Source organism: Ruegeria sp. PrR005 (assembly GCF_010500245.1).
GTDB classification, from domain to species: domain Bacteria; phylum Pseudomonadota; class Alphaproteobacteria; order Rhodobacterales; family Rhodobacteraceae; genus Ruegeria_B; species Ruegeria_B marisflavi.
Genome location: NZ_JAAGOX010000055.1, coordinates 166185 through 182599 on the forward strand (window position 1 = coordinate 166185; position 16415 = coordinate 182599).

The window sequence follows — 16415 nt, forward strand, 5'->3', positions numbered from 1 at the left end:
CGCCGTCCTTCTAGTTTGCCGCCCGGAACGAGGCGTAGATTGCGTTGATATCCTCGACCAGTTCAGGCCGGGCGCCCGCCTCGACCACAGCCAACGAAATTGCCACCCGTTTGCCGGGAAGATCGACCAGAACAGCGGTGAACGCGACCGCACGACCATTTCGTCGCCCGGTTCCTGCATAGCGCGCCGCCGGCAACCCGCCGACACGGATCCGGCTCTGTTCCCGCAACTCGGGGTCGCTGACCACCGATTTGCCGATGTTGCGCAGGTATTCTTCGGCCTGAGCGAAGGTCGACACCCCGTTGGGCGACATGAAGCCGACCCAGACGCCGGGCTCTGCCTCGGGTTCAAAGCCGATTACCCGGTTGATCAGCCGCGCCTCCTCTGATCCCGGCGGTTTCAGCGCCCGCAGGCCACCGCTGCGAACCTGCCAGAAATCCGGTGCGCTGAGGTGAAACAGCGCCTTGCCGTCAGAGACATAGGTGAGCGGCATGTCGGCAAATACGGGCAAGGGCACCAGACCTGCGACCAGCGCCAACACGCGCAAGGGGGCGAAACACTTTGGCATGGCAAACATCTTTCGTGATCTCAACAGTTGCCAGTGTTCCCGCCACATCCCGGAAAAGCAACGAAAAAGGCCCGGACGGGATGTCCGGGCCTTTGCTCAGGTCAAGGGGCGGGATCAGCCGCGGGCGTTGCCCACCAGCTTCCACAGGCCCGGGATCAGCACGGCGGCCAGCACCAGTTTCAGTGCATCGCCCACCAGGAACGGGGTCAGGCCCCACTGAAGGATCGGCTTGTCCCAGCCATAAAGCTGGCCCAGCCACAACAGGCCCGGAACGTAGATCAGCACGTTCGCCAGAACCAGCGCCAGCGCCATCTTGCCAAAGGAACGGTCCCAGCCGCGAGCTGCCAGCGCGCCCAGCAGCACGGTGGCCATCAGGTAGCCCACCAGATATCCGCCAGTGCCGCCCATCATGTAGGTCAGACCGAATTTCTCGGCCGAAGACGTCGCGAAGACATCAAAGCCCAGCGCGCCCACCAGCAGATAGCCCAGCATGGTCACCAGACCCAGACGCGCGCCATAGGCGGTGCCCAGGGTCAGCACGGCAAAGGTGCCCATGGTGATCGGCACGGGCCACATTGGCACCTTGATCTTGGCAGCAATGGCAAGGGCCGCGATGCCGAGAACCACCAGGACAGCTTGTTTCGCCAGACGCGCCGATCCCTGGCGCGGGCCGATTGCGTCGGCCAGAACAGTCATGCTCATTCGGTTGTCTCCCAATTCAGACAGGTGTCGGCGCTCAGCAATGCATTTTCACGCCGCGTACTGCAACACGTTTACGCTATCGCCGCGAGAAATCTGTCCTCATTTCATAGGACTTGCGCGGACCCGATACGCTCCACCGCACCGACCAGCGAGGCCAATTGGCAAAGTCGTAGGCCGTGTCATAGCTATCAGGCGCGCAGTCGTGATGATCTTCCGGCGTCGGTTGACCTAACGTTAAGTTATGGAAAAACCTGCCATCTTCGAAATAGATCGCGATCCGGCCCGGTGCCGAGCGCCATAGATACCGGCGCGTGCCACGCATGGGCGCCTGCCCGGGAACATGCAGCCTCACCTCCTCGTCATAGACAAATCCGGCTTCGCTGCGACGCAGCGTCGCGACCCCCTCGGCATGCAGCACCTGCCCCGCCAGCCGGTCGTTGATGACGCGGGTCAAAATCCACTCGCCCTCAAAGTCCTCGATCCGACGGGGTCCGCTCATGTGTTCCCCTCAGAGCCGTAAGGGACCGTCTTTGATCGGGCAAACCGTCTCATATCGCACCTCCTGCCTTGTCCCACGATGCGGCTGGGTCTATGACCCGCCACATCTGGTCCTGCCAATCACAAAAAGGTGTCGCTGCCAATGATCCCCCGCTATTCCCGCCCCGAGATGGTTGCAATCTGGTCGCCCGAGACCAAGTTCAAGATCTGGTACGAGATCGAGGCCCATGCCTGTGACGCCATGGCCGATCTGGGCGTGATCCCGCGCGAAAACGCCGAGGCCGTGTGGAAAGCCAAGGATGTGGAATTCGACGTCGCCCGCATCGACGAGATTGAGGCGGTCACCAAACATGACGTCATCGCCTTTCTGACCCATCTGGCCGAACATGTCGGCAGCGAAGAGGCACGGTTCGTACATCAGGGCATGACCAGTTCGGACGTTCTGGATACCTGCCTGAACGTGCAGCTGGTCCGCGCCGCTGACCTGTTGCTTGTGGGTGTGGACAAGGTGCTCGCCGCGCTGAAAAAACGCGCATATGAACACAAGGATACCGTCCGTGTGGGCCGCAGCCATGGCATCCATGCCGAACCCACCACCATGGGGCTGACATTCGCCCGTTTCTATGCCGAAATGGACCGCAACAAGAACCGGCTGGAAAAGGCCCGTTGGGAAGTCGCCACCGGCGCCATCTCGGGCGCGGTAGGTACATTCGCCAATATTGACCCGGCGGTCGAAGAGCATGTCTGCGAGAAACTGGGCCTGCGACCCGAGCCGATCAGCACCCAGGTGATCCCGCGCGACCGCCACGCGATGTTCTTTGCCACGCTGGGCGTGATCGCAAGCTCGATCGAGAATATCGCCATCGAGATCCGCCACATGCAGCGCACCGAAGTGCTGGAGGGCGCCGAGTTCTTCTCGATGGGGCAGAAAGGCTCTTCGGCCATGCCGCACAAGAAGAACCCGGTGCTGACCGAGAACCTGACCGGGCTGGCGCGTCTGGTGCGCATGGCAGTGATCCCCGCGATGGAAAACGTGGCGCTCTGGCATGAACGCGACATTTCGCATTCCTCGGTCGAGCGCGGCATTGGCCCCGACGCCACCGTGACGCTGGATTTCGCCCTGCATCGTCTCGCCGGCGTGGTCGACAAGATGTTGATCTTCCCCGAGAACATGCTCGACAACATGAACAAGTTCCCCGGGTTGGTGATGAGCCAGCGCGTGCTGCTCGCCCTCACCCAGGCCGGGGTCAGCCGCGAGGACGCCTATGTCATGGTCCAGCGCAACGCGCTGAAGGTCTGGGAAGAGCGGGTCGATTTCCGTGAACAGCTCTTGGCCGATGCCGATGTGGTCGCTGCACTGGGCGAGGACGGCATCAACGAAAAATTCGACATGGGCTACCACACCAAACATGTCGACACGATCTTTGCCCGCGTTTTCGGTAAATGATCCGGACCGGATCGGCCAGTGCTGGCCGATCCGACACATCCGCGTGAGCCCCTCTTTGACCAAACAGGAAGCTGCGCTACACTCCTCCTCAGTAAGCTATGGGAGGAGACCCTTATGACCTTCAAGACTTTGACTTGCGCGGTGGTTCTGGCGATGGCGCCCCTTTCGGCGCTGGCCATGGGCTGTTCCAGCCGTGGCCACGAGCAGACGCAATCCTGTGCCCCCGGCACCCAGTGGGATGCCGCCTCGCAAAGCTGCGTGCAGGTCGTCAACAGCTAAGCGGTGCCATGCATCGCAATGCCAGGCGGGTGCGCGTCGCTGCACCCGACACGCAACTGGTGTGACTTTTTTTCTCGTTTCGGAGTATCCCCCATGCGCCTCCTTCCCGTCATCGCCCTTGCCGCTGCCCTGCCTCTGAGCGCCTTTGCTGCCGGAAGCGACAGCGGCGGCGGTTCGACATGGACCAACCCACCCAAGGAGACGCAGACGACCAAATCCTGCAAGGGCGTGAAGGTCTGGGATGAAAAGACCGGCAAATGCGTCGCACCGAAGAATTCGTCACTGGACACCGACACGCTCTATGGCGCGGTTCGGGAACTGGCTTATGCCGGGCGCTACACCGATGCTCAGGGCGTCCTGGCGGCGATGCCCGACCAGTCGGATGACCGCGTCCTGACCTATTGGGGCTTCACCCATCGCAAGATGGGCGACCTGGACCGCGCTGCTTTCTATTATCAGGCCGCTATCCAAGCCAATCCCGACAACATCCTCGCCCGCAGCTATATGGGCCAGGGCTTTGTCGAAGAGGGCAAAACCGACCTTGCCATCGCCCAATGGCGCGAGATCAAGGCGCGCGGAGGTGAGGGAACCTGGGCCGAGGTCTCGCTGCGCGAGGCGATCCGCACCGGCCTGACATACCGTTACTGATCATCACAGGTTTAGCGTTTCTTTACGCCCCCGGCGCTAACCTGACTGCGACTCTGATCATGGATGACGCAGACAGATGCAGGACCGAAATGCGCTGGCGCCCCTGGACGCCGAGATGTTTGACATCGACACTCCGCCCGCGCGGTTGACGCGCGGCGGTGTTGCGCGGCCCGACGACGCCCCTCGCCGCGTTCCGCGCGCACTTTCCAATCTGGAAAAGGCGGCCGTTGTGGTACGTCTGCTGCTGAACGAAGGGGCCGACATTCCGCTGGAGGCATTGCCAGAAGACTTGCAGGCGCGCCTGATCAAGCAGATGGGCAGCATGGGCCTGGTCGATCGGGTGACGCTCGATGCGGTGGCCGAGGAATTCGCCGAGGCGCTCGAAGGGATTGGCCTCAGCTTTCCCCATGGGCTGGCAGGCGCCTTGTCTGCCATGGACGGCAAGATCAACCCGACCACCGCGGCGCGCCTGCGGCGCGAGGCAGGCGTGCGCCAGATGGGCGACCCCTGGCAACGTCTGCGCGCCCTGCCCCCAGAGGAACTCGCCGAAATCGCCGAGGCGGAAAGCACCGAGGTCGCCGCCGTTATGCTGTCCAAGCTCGATACCGCCAAGGCAGCGGCTCTGTTGGGGAAACTGCCTGGACCGGTGGCCCGGCGCATCACCTATGCCATCTCGCAGACAGGCAGGGTGACCCCCGAAGCGGTTGACAGGATCGGCTGGTCGCTGGCTGCGCAGATCGACGCACGGCCAATCCTGGCCTTTGCCGACCGGCCCGAAAAACGGGTGGGCAATATCCTCAACCAGTCGCCACAAACCACCCGTGATCAGGTCATGAGCGCGCTGGACGAAGAGGATGCCGCCTTTGCCGTCTCGGTGCGCAAGGTGCTGTTCACTTTTGCTGACATCCCCCGCCGCGTCGCCACGCGCGACGTGCCCGCCATCATCCGCGTCGCAGACCCTGATCAGCTGGTGATCGCCCTGGCCGCCGCGACCGAAGGTGAAGAGGCCGCCGTGGCCGAGTTCCTTCTGAGCAACATGTCGGCCCGGATGGCAGACAACCTGCGCGACGAAATCCGCGAACAGGGCAAGATCAAGCGTGTCGATGGCGAGGCCGCGATGACCGCACTGATCGCCGGGATTCGAACGCTGGAAGAGGAAGGCGCGCTGAAATTGATCGACCCCGACGAAGAAGAGAGCTGAGCACCCGCGCACAGCGGCCATGGACAGTGGGCGGCGCCGCCGCTATCAGCTTCACATGTTCAGCGATTTAGCTTTCCCGGCCCGGAGCGCCGCCCGATGAGCCAGTCTTCCCGCCAGGCCATCGTCTATATGGTGCTCGCCATCCTTTTCTTCACGCTGATGGACGCGTCGGTCAAGGCACTGGCGCCGCGCATCGGCGTGATACCCTCTCTCTGGGCGCGTTACACCGGCCAGATGGTGCTGGTTCTGGTGCTGGTCCTGCCGCGGCTGCGCCGCGTCGCGCGTACGAAATACCCGCGCCTGCAACTGTTGCGGTCTCTGATGCTGATGGGCGCGACCTGGTTCTTCTTCATCGGTATCAGCCGCATCCCCCTGACCGATGCCAGCGCGCTAATGGCGGTCAACCCGATGCTGATCACCCTCGGCGCGGCGCTGTTCCTGGGCGAGGCGCTCGGCCCGCGGCGCATCCTTGGCATCGCCATCGCGATGGTCGGGGCGCTGATCGTCCTGCGACCGGGCACGGGCCTGTTCCAACCTGCCGCCCTGTTCCCGCTGGCCGCTGCCGCCTGCTACTCGACCTATGCGCTGCTTACCCGCCGCGTCGGCCCGGACGAGGATGTCTGGACCTCGCTGCTCTATACCGGACTGGTCGGCACCATCATCCTCAGTCTCATCGTTCCACCATATTGGCAGACACCAGACACGGTCGGATGGGGCCTGATCGTGCTGGTCGTTGGGTTCGGCACCATGGGTCAGCTCAGCCTCATCCGCGCCTTTTCGCAGGGTGAGGCGGCCATGCTGGCCCCCTATGCCTATTGCGGCCTGGGTTTCGCCGCTGTCTGGAGCGCTGTATTTTTTGGCGAATATCCTGATATCTGGACTGTCCTGGGCGCGCTTGTGATCGCGGGGGCGGGCCTATATGTGTGGCATCGCGAAATGCACAGCCGGTAAGAGACCCCGATGCCCCTGGAAAAATCCGAACTCAGCCGTGGCGCGCGCGCGTCCTATTATGCCCAATACCTGGTGCTGCGCGGACTGATCGGCGGCATGCGGTTGCTGCCCTATGACACGCGGATCGCCGCCATGGGCCGGTTGATGAGCGGACTCGGGCCGCTGGTGGGATTCAGCAAGCGTATCCGCGACAACCTTGCGCTAACCTGCCCCGACCTGCCCGAGACCGAGGTTCGTCGCCTGTGCCGCGCCGTGCCGGACAATGCGGGACGCGCAATCATGGAGCATTTCTCGCCAGAAGGCTTCACTCGGCGCCAGAAAGGCGCCGAAATCACCGGCCCCGGCATTGCCGCCTTCGATGCTGCGGTTGCAGCGGGCAAGCCGGTAATGATGATCACTGCCCATTTCGGCCATTACCTCGCAGCGCGCGTCGCATTGCAGGCCCGAGGCGGCAAACCGATTGGTTGCCTCTATCGCCGCATGGCCAACCCCTATTTCAACGAGATCTACGTAGACGCTTTTCACAAGACCGGCGAGCCGATGTTCGAACAGGGACGGCGCGGTATGATGGAAATGGTCCGGTCTCTGAAACAGGGTGGGATCATCGCCATCGTCTCGGATCTGCACGCTCATGGCGGCGAGCAACTGACTTTCTTTGGTCAAACTGCGGTCACTTCGGTTCTGAATGCAGAACTGGCCCTGAAATACGATGCGGTGATGATCCCCTGCTACGCGGTACGCAAGCCCAACGGGCTGGATTTCGAGATCGTTCTGCACAACCCCGTGCCTCATACCGACGCCACCACAATGACCCAGTTCATCAACGATGACCTGGAGAAGATGGTGCGCCAACACATGGGGCAATGGTTCTGGATCCACCGCCGCTGGAAACTCTGGCTCGACGCCGAACCCCAGCCGACAACGGATGCCGCCTGATCACTTGACCCGCGCCGCGGCCAGGATTGGACCGGCGCCAGCCTGCTGCACCAGCACCACCGCCGGCAGGTCACCTTCGGCCGGGACGATCAGGTCCATCTGCGACCGGCCATCCCAGCGGCCCACGACGCTCAGGCTTTCGACCACATTGGCATAGTCCAGGTCGCGCCCCGCAAGCTCACCGCGTTTGATCGACGCGTGGCGCAGCGGCGTATAGCGGATCAATTGCACCACATGGTCCCCTGCAACACTGTCCCCGGACGGAGCCAGCGAAACCGATAGTGTTTGCCCGACGCGCGCCACCGAAAGATCGACCAGTGCAGGCTGTTTCTTGTGCGCTTCGATCAGCGACAACACGTCAGGCTCGCGCGCGCCTACCACGTCCTCAACCCCTTGCACGACCATCTGTGGGGTATAGATCATCGAGCGCCCGCCGGACCGGGCATAGGCCTGCTGCCGCAAGGTATGGGCCGGACTGGCAAAGGCATCCTTCCAACCGATGTAATCCCAATAGTCCACATGTAATGCCAGCCCGATCACGTCGTCGCGCGCTGCCAGCCGATGCATGATCGCGTCTGCGGGCGGGCACGATGAGCATCCTTGCGAGGTGAACAGTTCCACCACGACCGGTTGCTCGGCCCTGGCAATACCTGACACGGCCAGTGCCGTCAGCATGGTCAGCGCAAGGCGCAGGGCGGCAGTTTTCATGGCCTGTTGTCTTTCCTGTTCAAGTGACCTCTCTGTAACCCTACGCCGGGCCTCATCACGAAGCCAATCAAGGATGCTTGAGCGTTCAACACGAAATTGTATACCGTTGCATGCAGCGTATTGCGACCCCATGTGTGCAATGGTATACCATAATTGACGCACCCCCCGTCTTGGTGCTTGAACACAAGGCGGGCGTGATGCAGATAACCCGCAGCGAATCCCATTTCCACGTTCCTTCAGAGGGAGGCCAAGATGCCCATCACAGTCGGACAGGATACCGCCAAGACGCGCCGCACGCTCAGCGTCAATGGCAAATCCATTTCCTATTACTCCATTCCCGCCGCGACCGAAGCCGGTCTTGGCGATTTCTCGAACCTTCCCGCCTCGCTGAAGGTGGTGCTGGAAAACATGCTGCGGTTCGAGGATGGCGGTTTCTCGGTCTCGGTCGAGGACATCAAGGCATTCGCCGAATGGGGCGCCAAGGGTGGCAAGAACCCGCGCGAAATTGCCTATCGTCCGGCCCGCGTGCTGATGCAGGACTTTACCGGCGTGCCTGCCGTGGTCGACCTGGCCGCGATGCGTGACGGGATCAAGGGCCTGGGTGGCGACGCGCAGAAGATCAACCCGCTGAACCCCGTCGACCTCGTCATCGACCACTCGGTCATGATCGACGAGTTCGGCAACCCGCGCGCCTTCCAGATGAATGTGGACCGCGAGTACGAGCGGAACCTCGAACGTTACACCTTCCTGAAATGGGGCCAGAACGCGTTCAACAACTTCCGCGTTGTGCCGCCGGGCACCGGCATCTGCCACCAGGTCAACGTCGAATACCTGGCACAGACCGTCTGGACCGACACCGACCAGAACGGTGACACCGTCGCCTATCCCGACACGCTGGTCGGCACCGACAGCCATACCACCATGGTCAACGGCCTGGCCGTTCTGGGCTGGGGTGTGGGCGGTATCGAGGCCGAGGCCGCGATGCTGGGCCAGCCGATCTCAATGCTGATCCCCGAGGTTGTCGGCTTCAAGCTGACCGGCGAGATGGTCGAAGGCACCACCGCCACCGACCTGGTGCTGAAAGTGGTCGAAATGCTGCGCAAGCACGGCGTGGTCGGCAAGTTCGTCGAATTCTATGGCCCCGGCCTCGACAAACTGCCCCTGCCAGACCGTTCGACCATCGCGAACATGGCGCCCGAATACGGCGCGACTTGCGGTTTCTTCCCGATCGACGACGAGACCCTGCGTTACCTGCGCCAGACCGGCCGCGACGAGGACCGCATCGCACTGGTCGAAGCCTATGCCAAGGAGAACGGTTTCTGGCGCGGCGCCAACTATGCGCCGGTCTACAGCTCGACGCTGGAACTGGATATGGGCACCATCGTGCCCGCGATCTCGGGTCCGAAGCGCCCGCAGGACTACCTGCCGCTGACCGGTGCCAAGTCCGCGTTTGCCCGCGAAATGACCGAGACCTTCAAGCGCCCGGCCGACAAGGAAGTCGCCGTCGAAGGCGAGGATTACACCATGTCCTCGGGCAAGGTCGTGATCGCCTCGATCACCTCCTGCACCAACACCTCGAACCCCTATGTGCTGATCGGCGCCGGTCTGGTTGCCCGCAAGGCGCGTGAACTGGGCCTGAACCGCAAGCCGTGGGTCAAGACCTCGCTGGCCCCCGGCAGCCAGGTTGTGACCGAGTATCTGGAGGCCGCTGGCCTGCAAGAGGATCTGGATGCCATCGGCTTCAACCTCGTGGGTTATGGCTGCACCACCTGCATTGGCAACTCCGGCCCGCTGCAACCCGAGATCTCCAAGGCGATCAACGAGGGCGACCTTGTTGCCACCGCCGTTCTCTCGGGCAACCGCAACTTCGAAGGACGCATCAGCCCCGATGTGCGCGCCAACTATCTGGCCTCGCCGCCGCTGGTCGTCGCCTATGCGCTGGCCGGTGACATGAACATCGACCTGACCAGCGAGCCGCTCGGCACCTCGAAGGATGGGCAGCCGGTTTACCTGAAAGACATCTGGCCCACCAACAAGGAAATCGCCGACCTGGTGCACGCCACCGTGACGCGCGAGGCGTTCCTCAAGAAATACGCCGACGTGTTCAAGGGCGATGCCAAATGGCAGGCGGTCGAGACCACCGACAGCGAGACCTACGACTGGCCCGCGACCTCGACCTATATCCAGAACCCGCCCTACTTCCAGGGCATGTCCCCTGAAAAGGGTGAGATCACCAATATCGAGGGGGCCCGCGTTCTGGCCATTCTCGGCGACATGATCACCACTGACCACATCTCGCCCGCCGGTTCGTTCAAGGTTGACACCCCGGCAGGCAAGTACCTGACCGAGCGCCAGGTTCAGCCGCGCGAGTTCAACTCCTATGGCTCGCGCCGCGGCAACCACGAGGTGATGATGCGCGGCACATTCGCCAACATCCGCATCAAGAACGAGATGCTGGACGGTGTCGAGGGCGGCTTTACCAAGGGCCCCGATGGCGCGCAGACCTCGATCTACGACGCCTCTATGGCCTACCAAGAGGCCGGAATTCCGCTGGTGATTTTTGCCGGCAAGGAATACGGCGCTGGTTCGTCGCGCGATTGGGCGGCCAAGGGCACCGCACTGCTGGGCGTCAAGGCCGTGATCGCCGAAAGCTTCGAGCGTATCCACCGCTCGAACCTGGTTGGCATGGGCGTCATCCCGTTCGAGTTCACCGGCGGTGACACCCGTCAGTCGCTAGGCTTGAAAGGCGATGAAACCGTCTCGATCCGTGGTCTGGACACGATCCAGCCGCTTCAGACCGTGCCTTGCGACATCACCTATGCCGATGGCAGCAGCAGGACGATCGAGGTCAAGTGCCGGATCGATACCGCGCCCGAGATCGAGTACATCGAAAATGGCGGCGTGTTGCACTACGTGCTGCGCAACCTTGCCAAGGCCAGCTGATCCAGAGCTGCACAGTCAAACAACAAGGGCGCCCTAAGGGGCGCCCTTTTCTTTTCAGCGTGCCCCGCGCCTCGACCTCGGCGCGCTGTGACAGCGGTATCTCAGCTCAGACTTTCAAACACGGAGCTGTTCAGTTTTTCTTAATCGATTGCTCTGATCCTGCGCCTATACGGGAGACCTGGATGCAGGAAGTTGTCATCGTCAAATCAACGCCATTGGCTGGGAAATTCGCCGCGCTCGCCGAACTGATCGGGTCGCTGGTGGCCGAAACCCGCACCTTTCCTGGCTGTGTCAACGCATATTTATTGCTGTCCGCAGAACGAAATGAGCAGGTCGTCGTCCATATCTGGGAGAACCCCGATGCACTTGAGGCCTATCTGATCTGGCGCGCCGACCGGGGCGATTTTCTGAGAATCAACGAGTTCCTTGAGGTCGAACAGGATTTCGCCACCTACCAGCTTGCCTGAAACGCCCTACTCCGCCGATTTTTCAAGTGCCGGGCGGATGGCGCTGTCTATTACCCGCGCTGTGATCGGACCGGCAAAGCGCAACACGATGGTGCCGTCACCCTTGATGACATAGGTCTCGGGCACGCCGTAGACGCCCCAGTCGAGACCCGTCCGGCCCTGTTCGTCCCGGCCCAGGGCACGGAACGGATTGCCAAGCTCGTCAAGGAACCCTTGCGCGTTCTCTACCTTGTCCTTGTAGTTCACGCCATAGATCGGGATACCTTCGGCGGCGAGCTTTTCCAAACTGGGATGCTCGGCCCGGCATGGCGCGCACCAACTGGCCCAGAAATTGACCAGCTTGACCTCGCCATCGCGTAGTGTCGCGTCGTTGAACCCCGGCGCGCCCGGAAACTCGGTCATCGCAAGTGCCGGAGCCGGTTGCCCTTCACGCGCCGAAGGCAGGGACTGGGGATCGTCGCGAAACATCCCAACCGCGGCCAGCAGCACAAACGCGCCAAAAATTAGCGGGGGCGCCAGCATCAGCGGTGAAACCTTAGCCATTGCGCGACATCCTCTGTTCGACCCGTTCCATTTCCGCCCGGACCTTGCGTCCCCGGCGAATGCTCAGCGCAACCAGCGCCACCAGCAGCACGATGGATGTGCCATAGGCGGACAGCACCGTGCCCGCGTATTTTCCAAGATCCGGAATCATCCGTTTACCCTTTCCCGCGCCAACAGCGCCTTGATCCGGCGGGCGCGGATCTCGGTCCCCGTCCGGTAGAAGACCAGCGCCACGAACAGCAGGAAGAAGCCCGCCATCGAAAGCAGCAGCGGATAGGCATAGACATTGCTGACCTTTTCAGTGGTATCGGTCCCGGCAACAGCGCCGGCACGCAGGACCGAGGCCCCCTGATGCAGCCCCTGGTTCCAGAAATAGACGGCATAGCGGCTGAGCACGGCAAACACCGAGCCGACAAGGCAAAGGACCGAGGTCAGATCGGCTGCGGTATCGGGATCCTCGATGGCCTCCCACAGGGCCATGTATCCAAGGTAGAACAGGAACAGCACCAGAAACGAGGTCAGGCGCGGGTCCCATTCCCACCAGGTGCCCCACATCGGCTGGCCCCAGATCGCCCCGGTAACCAAAGCGATCAGGGTCATCACCGCTCCGATTGGCGCCGCCGCGCGCGAGGCCAGCGCGCTGACATGGTGCCGCCGGATCAGCCAGACCAGAGAGGTAATCAGCATCATGAACCAGGCACTGGTCGCCAGAAAGGCCGAGGGCACGTGGATATAGATGATCTTGACCGTCGATCCCTGCCGGTAATCGTCGGGCGTGAAGAAGAAGCCCCAGACAAGCCCGCCAATCAGCGTGACAGCCGTGAGCAGCCATAGAACCGGCAGCACCCGCTCGGTGGTGGCCAGGAACTTGCGCGGGTTGGCATATTCCCAGAGCGCATTGAGTCTCGTTGATATCGACATGGGCCCTATCTAGTCCGAAGCAGAGGCATTCTCAATTGACTTGCGTCAACGCAGATTGACGCGGAGCACCGCGGCGCTGGCAAAGGGCAAAAGCGCGATCACCGCGGCGCTGATCCCTGCCAGCATCATCAGCGGAGTTGCCACCGTCATGCCCTCGGCGCCACGGCGCGCGACCTCGGCCCCGTAGATCAAGGTTGGGACATAGAGCGGCAGCACGAGGAGCGACAACAGCAGTCCGCCGCGTTTCAGCCCAACGGTCAGCGCCGCGCCAAATGTGCCGATGACGCTGAGCGCCGGGGTACCAAGGGCGAGCGAGATCACCATCCACAAGAAACCCGGCCCGGGCAGGTTCAGCAGCACGCCCAGCACCGGCGCGGCCAGCACAAGGGGCAAGCCGGTCGCCAGCCAATGCGCCAGCGCCTTGATCGTGACCACCGATTCCAGCGGTAGAGGCGCCGTCGCCAACAGGTCGAGTGTGCCGTCCTCCCAGTCGAGCGCCAGCAGACGGTCGAGTGACAGGAGGCAAGCCAGCAAGGCCCCCAGCCACAACACCCCCGGCGCGATGGTACCAAGCAGCGCCGATTGCGGCCCGACAGAGAAGGGCACAAGAACCGTCACGATCAGAAAGAAGGCAAGGCCCAGCCCGAACCCGCCACCGGCGCGCAGCGCCAGCACAAGGTCGCGTTTCAACAGAGCGATCACAGGAAACCTCCATCGAAATCGCTGTCCAGAACCGGCTTGGCCTTGTAAGGCCCCACGTCCAGGATGGTACCGTCAAGCCCAAGGTCGATATGGGTGGCGATCAAGGCCGACCCGCCCTGGGCCAGGTGGGTCCGCACCGCGCCGGCAAACATTGCAACCGCCTCGCGATCAAGCGATACGGTGGGTTCATCCAGCATCCAGATCGGCCGTCCGGTGACGAGAAGCCGCGACAGGCCCAGGCGGCGTTTTTGCCCGGCTGACAGGTTTCCCGCATGGCGGTCGGCCAGATCGCCCAGGCGAAAGGCCTCCAGGGCCGGACCGATGTCGCGCCCGCCAAATACAGAGGCCCAGAATGTCAGGTTCTCGGTCACGCTAAGCGTTGGTTTCAGCCCGTCGGAATGCCCGGCATAGGCGATCCGGTCCTCTGCCCCGTCGATGCGACCCGCCAGCGGCTGTTGCAGGCCCGCCAGAGTGCGCAACAGGGTTGTCTTTCCCGCACCGTTTGGACCGCGCAGAATCAAAGCCTGGCCCGGCTCGAGCGTGAAGGTGAGCCCCTCGAGCACGGGGATGCCGCCGCGGGCAATAGCAAGATCGGTGACGGTAAGTGTCATGTCTTCCGCTTATCTCATTGGTGCCGGGGGCAAAAGGCTGGAAATGACGTATCCACCGCCAGAGCCCCGCCAGCAGGCACAGCCAAGGGGCCAGCCCCTCGCGCTCCCCGGAGTATTTCTAGCGAAATGAAGTGAAGCGCGCTCAGACAGGCAAAACTGCCAACGCGATCCGGCGGCCTTCGGACAGGAGCACGTTATAGGTGCGGCAGGCGGAGGGCGAACTCATCACCTCGACACCAATTTCTTGCCCTTCCAGCGCCGCACGCAGCGCAGACGGGATATGCGCAACCTCGGCGCCCGTGCCGATGAACAGTACGTCCACCCGGCCCGCGAGCGCCAGCAAAGGCGCCGCATCCTCGTATCCGCCCCAGGCGGAGGTTCCTTCCGCGCCAGTCAGCACAGCACCCTGCCGCACAACGCCGCCAATCCGAAAGAAACCCGGGCCATAACCGTCGACCGGCTGCGCGTCGCTGTAGTTCATTTCGGTCAAGCGCATTTCATTCTCCTGCACTCCAGAAGGGCAGCCCCGACAGAGCCGCGCCCAGGATCAACCCGTAGGCCGCCAGCCGGTAGGCCCGCTCGTACCCGGGTACGAATAGCGCCGCGCCGGACACAGTGCCAAGCATATTCGGCACGATCAACATCAGACCGGTCACCAGAAAGCCCGGATCGAGCCGCCCGGCCAGCCCCATCATCGCAAGAACCATCCAGTCATAGCCAAACAAATAGAACGTGATATTGGCCCGGATCGACGTGGCAGGCTTTGGGCTGGCCATGTAGACAAAGATCACAGGTGGTCCAGGAACGCCCACCACGCCCCCGAGAAAGCCGGATGCTGCGCCTGTCACGGCAACCGCGCGTGGGGGCAGCGCCCCGGCATAGCGCCAGCCCAGGACAAGACCGGTGAGCATGATCAGGGAGGCACCGGACACCAGATAGCGGAAGTCCTGCGAATCCAGCAGGAACAGGGCATAGAGCCCCAGCGGCAATGCGACAACCGCCCCCCCCAGCAGACGGGCAAGATCGCCTTTGTCCACGTGGCGGGCAGCGCGTGGCAGCATCGGCAAGGGGCCCACGATGTCCATCAGCACCAAGACCGTGATCGCCTGTACGGGTGACAGAACCATACCGGCGAAGGGCAAGAAGATCAGCGCGGTCCCAAAACCGGCAAACCCCCGGACCAGCCCGGCAAGATATGCCGCGCCGACCAGTATCCACATTTCAGAAAGCGGCAAGCCCGATCCGAATACCATGACAGCCACCCTTACCTGTTCCGCCACCGGACCTTAGTGCCAGCGGCGGCGCAGGTATGACGCCAGCATCAGGCGTCGATATCGGCGAACTGGTTGCCGGTGGTGTTCGTCGGTTTCGACCAGTCGCGCTTGACTCCCAGCCAAAGCAGGATGGTCGACGCCACGAAAATCGACGAATAGGTACCGACAATAATCCCCCAGATCATTGCAAACACGAAACCGCGGATCACATCACCGCCCAGCACGTACAGCGAGATCAGCGCGAGAAGTGTCGTCAGCGAGGTCATCAACGTCCTGCTGAGGGTTTCGTTGATCGACAGATTCAACAGGTCCTTCAGCTCCATCTTCTTGTATTTGCGCAGGTTTTCCCGAACCCGATCAAACACGACCACCGTATCGTTCAGCGAATAGCCGACAATGGTCAGAAGCGCCGCAATGATGGCCAGATCGAAACGGATCTGAAGCTCGGAAAAGACACCGATTGTCAGGACCACGTCATGAATGAGCGCAGCAACCGCCCCCACGGCGAATTGCCATTCGAACCGCAGCCAGATGTAGACGAGAACCGACAGAATCGCCAGGGAGACAGCCAGAACCGCCGTCTGGATCAGTTCGCCCGATACCTTCGGGCCAACCGATTCCACCGACACGAATTCGATATCCGGGGTCGTGGCGGCCAGTGCCGCCTCGACAGCGGCAATAGTCTCGGCGCTGACCGCCTCGGCCTCGTCCTGGGCCTGAATGCGGATCATCGCCACGTTTTCATCCGGGCCAAAGGTCGGGTCGAAAATCTCAGTGATGGTAACGTCACCCAAACCAAGCGGTGCGATAGCGTCGCGATAAACGCCCACGTCGATGGCTTGGGTGCTTTGCGTGCGGATCGTTGTGCCACCGCGAAAGTCGATGCCGAAGTTCAGTCCTTGCAGGGCAAAGGACGCAAACCCGATCACCACCATCAGGGCCGAGATGCCCAGCCACAGCTTCCAGCGGCCGAAAAAGTCGAACGAGGTTTCGTCCGGGACGAGTTTCAAGCGCAT

At 62.4% G+C, this 16415-nt stretch carries 20 protein-coding genes; 8 read left to right on the forward strand and 12 right to left on the reverse strand.

What is annotated here, in order from left to right:
* Positions 1–10: 10 nt before the first annotated feature.
* The 3 genes from G0P99_RS22115 to G0P99_RS22125 all read right to left on the reverse strand — a co-directional run bounded on the left by G0P99_RS22115 (position 11) and on the right by G0P99_RS22125 (position 1769).
* Positions 11–568: a hypothetical protein gene (locus G0P99_RS22115; protein WP_164132654.1), complete on the reverse strand. Its 558-nt coding sequence runs from the start codon at positions 566–568 to the stop codon at positions 11–13.
* A 114-nt stretch (positions 569–682) separates the two neighbouring features.
* Complete coding sequence (locus G0P99_RS22120) at positions 683–1270, reverse strand: biotin transporter BioY (RefSeq protein ID WP_164132655.1); 588 nt, start codon at positions 1268–1270, stop codon at positions 683–685.
* Positions 1271–1346: 76 nt separating this feature from the next.
* On the reverse strand, positions 1347–1769 hold the full coding sequence (locus G0P99_RS22125; RefSeq protein WP_164132656.1) for a DUF6314 family protein: 423 nt from the start codon (positions 1767–1769) through the stop codon (positions 1347–1349).
* A 141-nt stretch (positions 1770–1910) separates the two neighbouring features.
* On the opposite strand from G0P99_RS22125, the gene purB reads away from it, so the two are divergent.
* From purB to G0P99_RS22155, 6 genes are all read left to right on the forward strand, one after another.
* The gene (gene purB, locus G0P99_RS22130; RefSeq protein ID WP_164132657.1) at positions 1911–3215 is read left to right on the forward strand and encodes an adenylosuccinate lyase; all 1305 of its coding nucleotides are present in this window, start codon (positions 1911–1913) and stop codon (positions 3213–3215) included.
* Positions 3216–3329: 114 nt separating this feature from the next.
* Complete coding sequence (locus G0P99_RS22135; RefSeq protein WP_164132658.1) at positions 3330–3494, forward strand: adenylosuccinate lyase; 165 nt, start codon at positions 3330–3332, stop codon at positions 3492–3494.
* A gap of 93 nt (positions 3495–3587) precedes the next feature.
* Positions 3588–4142, forward strand: a complete 555-nt coding sequence (locus tag G0P99_RS22140) for a tetratricopeptide repeat protein (protein WP_164132659.1) — start codon at positions 3588–3590, stop codon at positions 4140–4142.
* Positions 4143–4257: 115 nt separating this feature from the next.
* Entirely contained in the window at positions 4258–5343 is a 1086-nt protein-coding gene (locus G0P99_RS22145; RefSeq protein WP_164132721.1) for a flagellar motor switch protein FliG, read from the forward strand.
* A gap of 96 nt (positions 5344–5439) precedes the next feature.
* Entirely contained in the window at positions 5440–6294 is an 855-nt protein-coding gene (locus G0P99_RS22150) for a DMT family transporter (RefSeq protein WP_164132660.1), read from the forward strand.
* Between the two features lie 9 nt (positions 6295–6303).
* Positions 6304–7230: a lysophospholipid acyltransferase family protein gene (locus tag G0P99_RS22155; RefSeq protein WP_164132661.1), complete on the forward strand. Its 927-nt coding sequence runs from the start codon at positions 6304–6306 to the stop codon at positions 7228–7230.
* On the opposite strand, the gene G0P99_RS22160 is transcribed toward G0P99_RS22155, so the two are convergent.
* Entirely contained in the window at positions 7231–7938 is a 708-nt protein-coding gene (locus tag G0P99_RS22160) for a thioredoxin family protein (protein WP_164132662.1), read from the reverse strand.
* Between the two features lie 252 nt (positions 7939–8190).
* Here G0P99_RS22160 and acnA point away from each other — a divergent pair, with 252 nt between their 5' ends.
* Both acnA and G0P99_RS22170 read left to right on the forward strand, forming a co-directional pair.
* Positions 8191–10881 (forward strand): aconitate hydratase AcnA, encoded by a 2691-nt coding sequence (acnA, locus tag G0P99_RS22165; RefSeq protein ID WP_164132663.1) that lies wholly within the window; start codon positions 8191–8193, stop codon positions 10879–10881.
* Positions 10882–11063: 182 nt separating this feature from the next.
* Positions 11064–11348: an antibiotic biosynthesis monooxygenase family protein gene (locus tag G0P99_RS22170; RefSeq protein WP_164132664.1), complete on the forward strand. Its 285-nt coding sequence runs from the start codon at positions 11064–11066 to the stop codon at positions 11346–11348.
* Between the two features lie 6 nt (positions 11349–11354).
* Here G0P99_RS22170 and G0P99_RS22175 read toward each other — a convergent pair whose 3' ends face one another.
* The 8 genes from G0P99_RS22175 to secF form a co-directional block, all read right to left on the reverse strand.
* A complete protein-coding gene (locus G0P99_RS22175; protein WP_164132665.1) occupies positions 11355–11891 on the reverse strand; it encodes a DsbE family thiol:disulfide interchange protein in 537 nt (178 codons plus the stop codon).
* Entirely contained in the window at positions 11884–12042 is a 159-nt protein-coding gene (ccmD, locus tag G0P99_RS22180) for a heme exporter protein CcmD (RefSeq protein WP_203583213.1), read from the reverse strand. The genes G0P99_RS22175 and ccmD overlap by 8 nt, the downstream gene beginning before the upstream one ends.
* Complete coding sequence (locus G0P99_RS22185) at positions 12039–12812, reverse strand: heme ABC transporter permease (protein WP_164132666.1); 774 nt, start codon at positions 12810–12812, stop codon at positions 12039–12041. The genes ccmD and G0P99_RS22185 overlap by 4 nt, the downstream gene beginning before the upstream one ends.
* 45 nt (positions 12813–12857) lie before the next feature.
* A complete protein-coding gene (gene ccmB / locus G0P99_RS22190) occupies positions 12858–13514 on the reverse strand; it encodes a heme exporter protein CcmB (protein ID WP_164132667.1) in 657 nt (218 codons plus the stop codon).
* Positions 13511–14125 carry a heme ABC exporter ATP-binding protein CcmA gene (gene ccmA, locus G0P99_RS22195; protein WP_164132668.1) on the reverse strand — a complete coding sequence of 205 codons (615 nt, stop codon included), beginning with the start codon at positions 14123–14125 and terminating at the stop codon, positions 13511–13513. The genes ccmB and ccmA overlap by 4 nt, the downstream gene beginning before the upstream one ends.
* A 142-nt stretch (positions 14126–14267) precedes the next feature.
* Entirely contained in the window at positions 14268–14621 is a 354-nt protein-coding gene (locus G0P99_RS22200) for an Mth938-like domain-containing protein (protein ID WP_164132669.1), read from the reverse strand.
* Between the two features lies 1 nt (position 14622).
* Positions 14623–15378 (reverse strand): TSUP family transporter, encoded by a 756-nt coding sequence (locus G0P99_RS22205; protein ID WP_164132670.1) that lies wholly within the window; start codon positions 15376–15378, stop codon positions 14623–14625.
* A gap of 68 nt (positions 15379–15446) precedes the next feature.
* Positions 15447–16415: a protein translocase subunit SecF gene (gene secF, locus G0P99_RS22210; RefSeq protein ID WP_164132671.1), complete on the reverse strand. Its 969-nt coding sequence runs from the start codon at positions 16413–16415 to the stop codon at positions 15447–15449.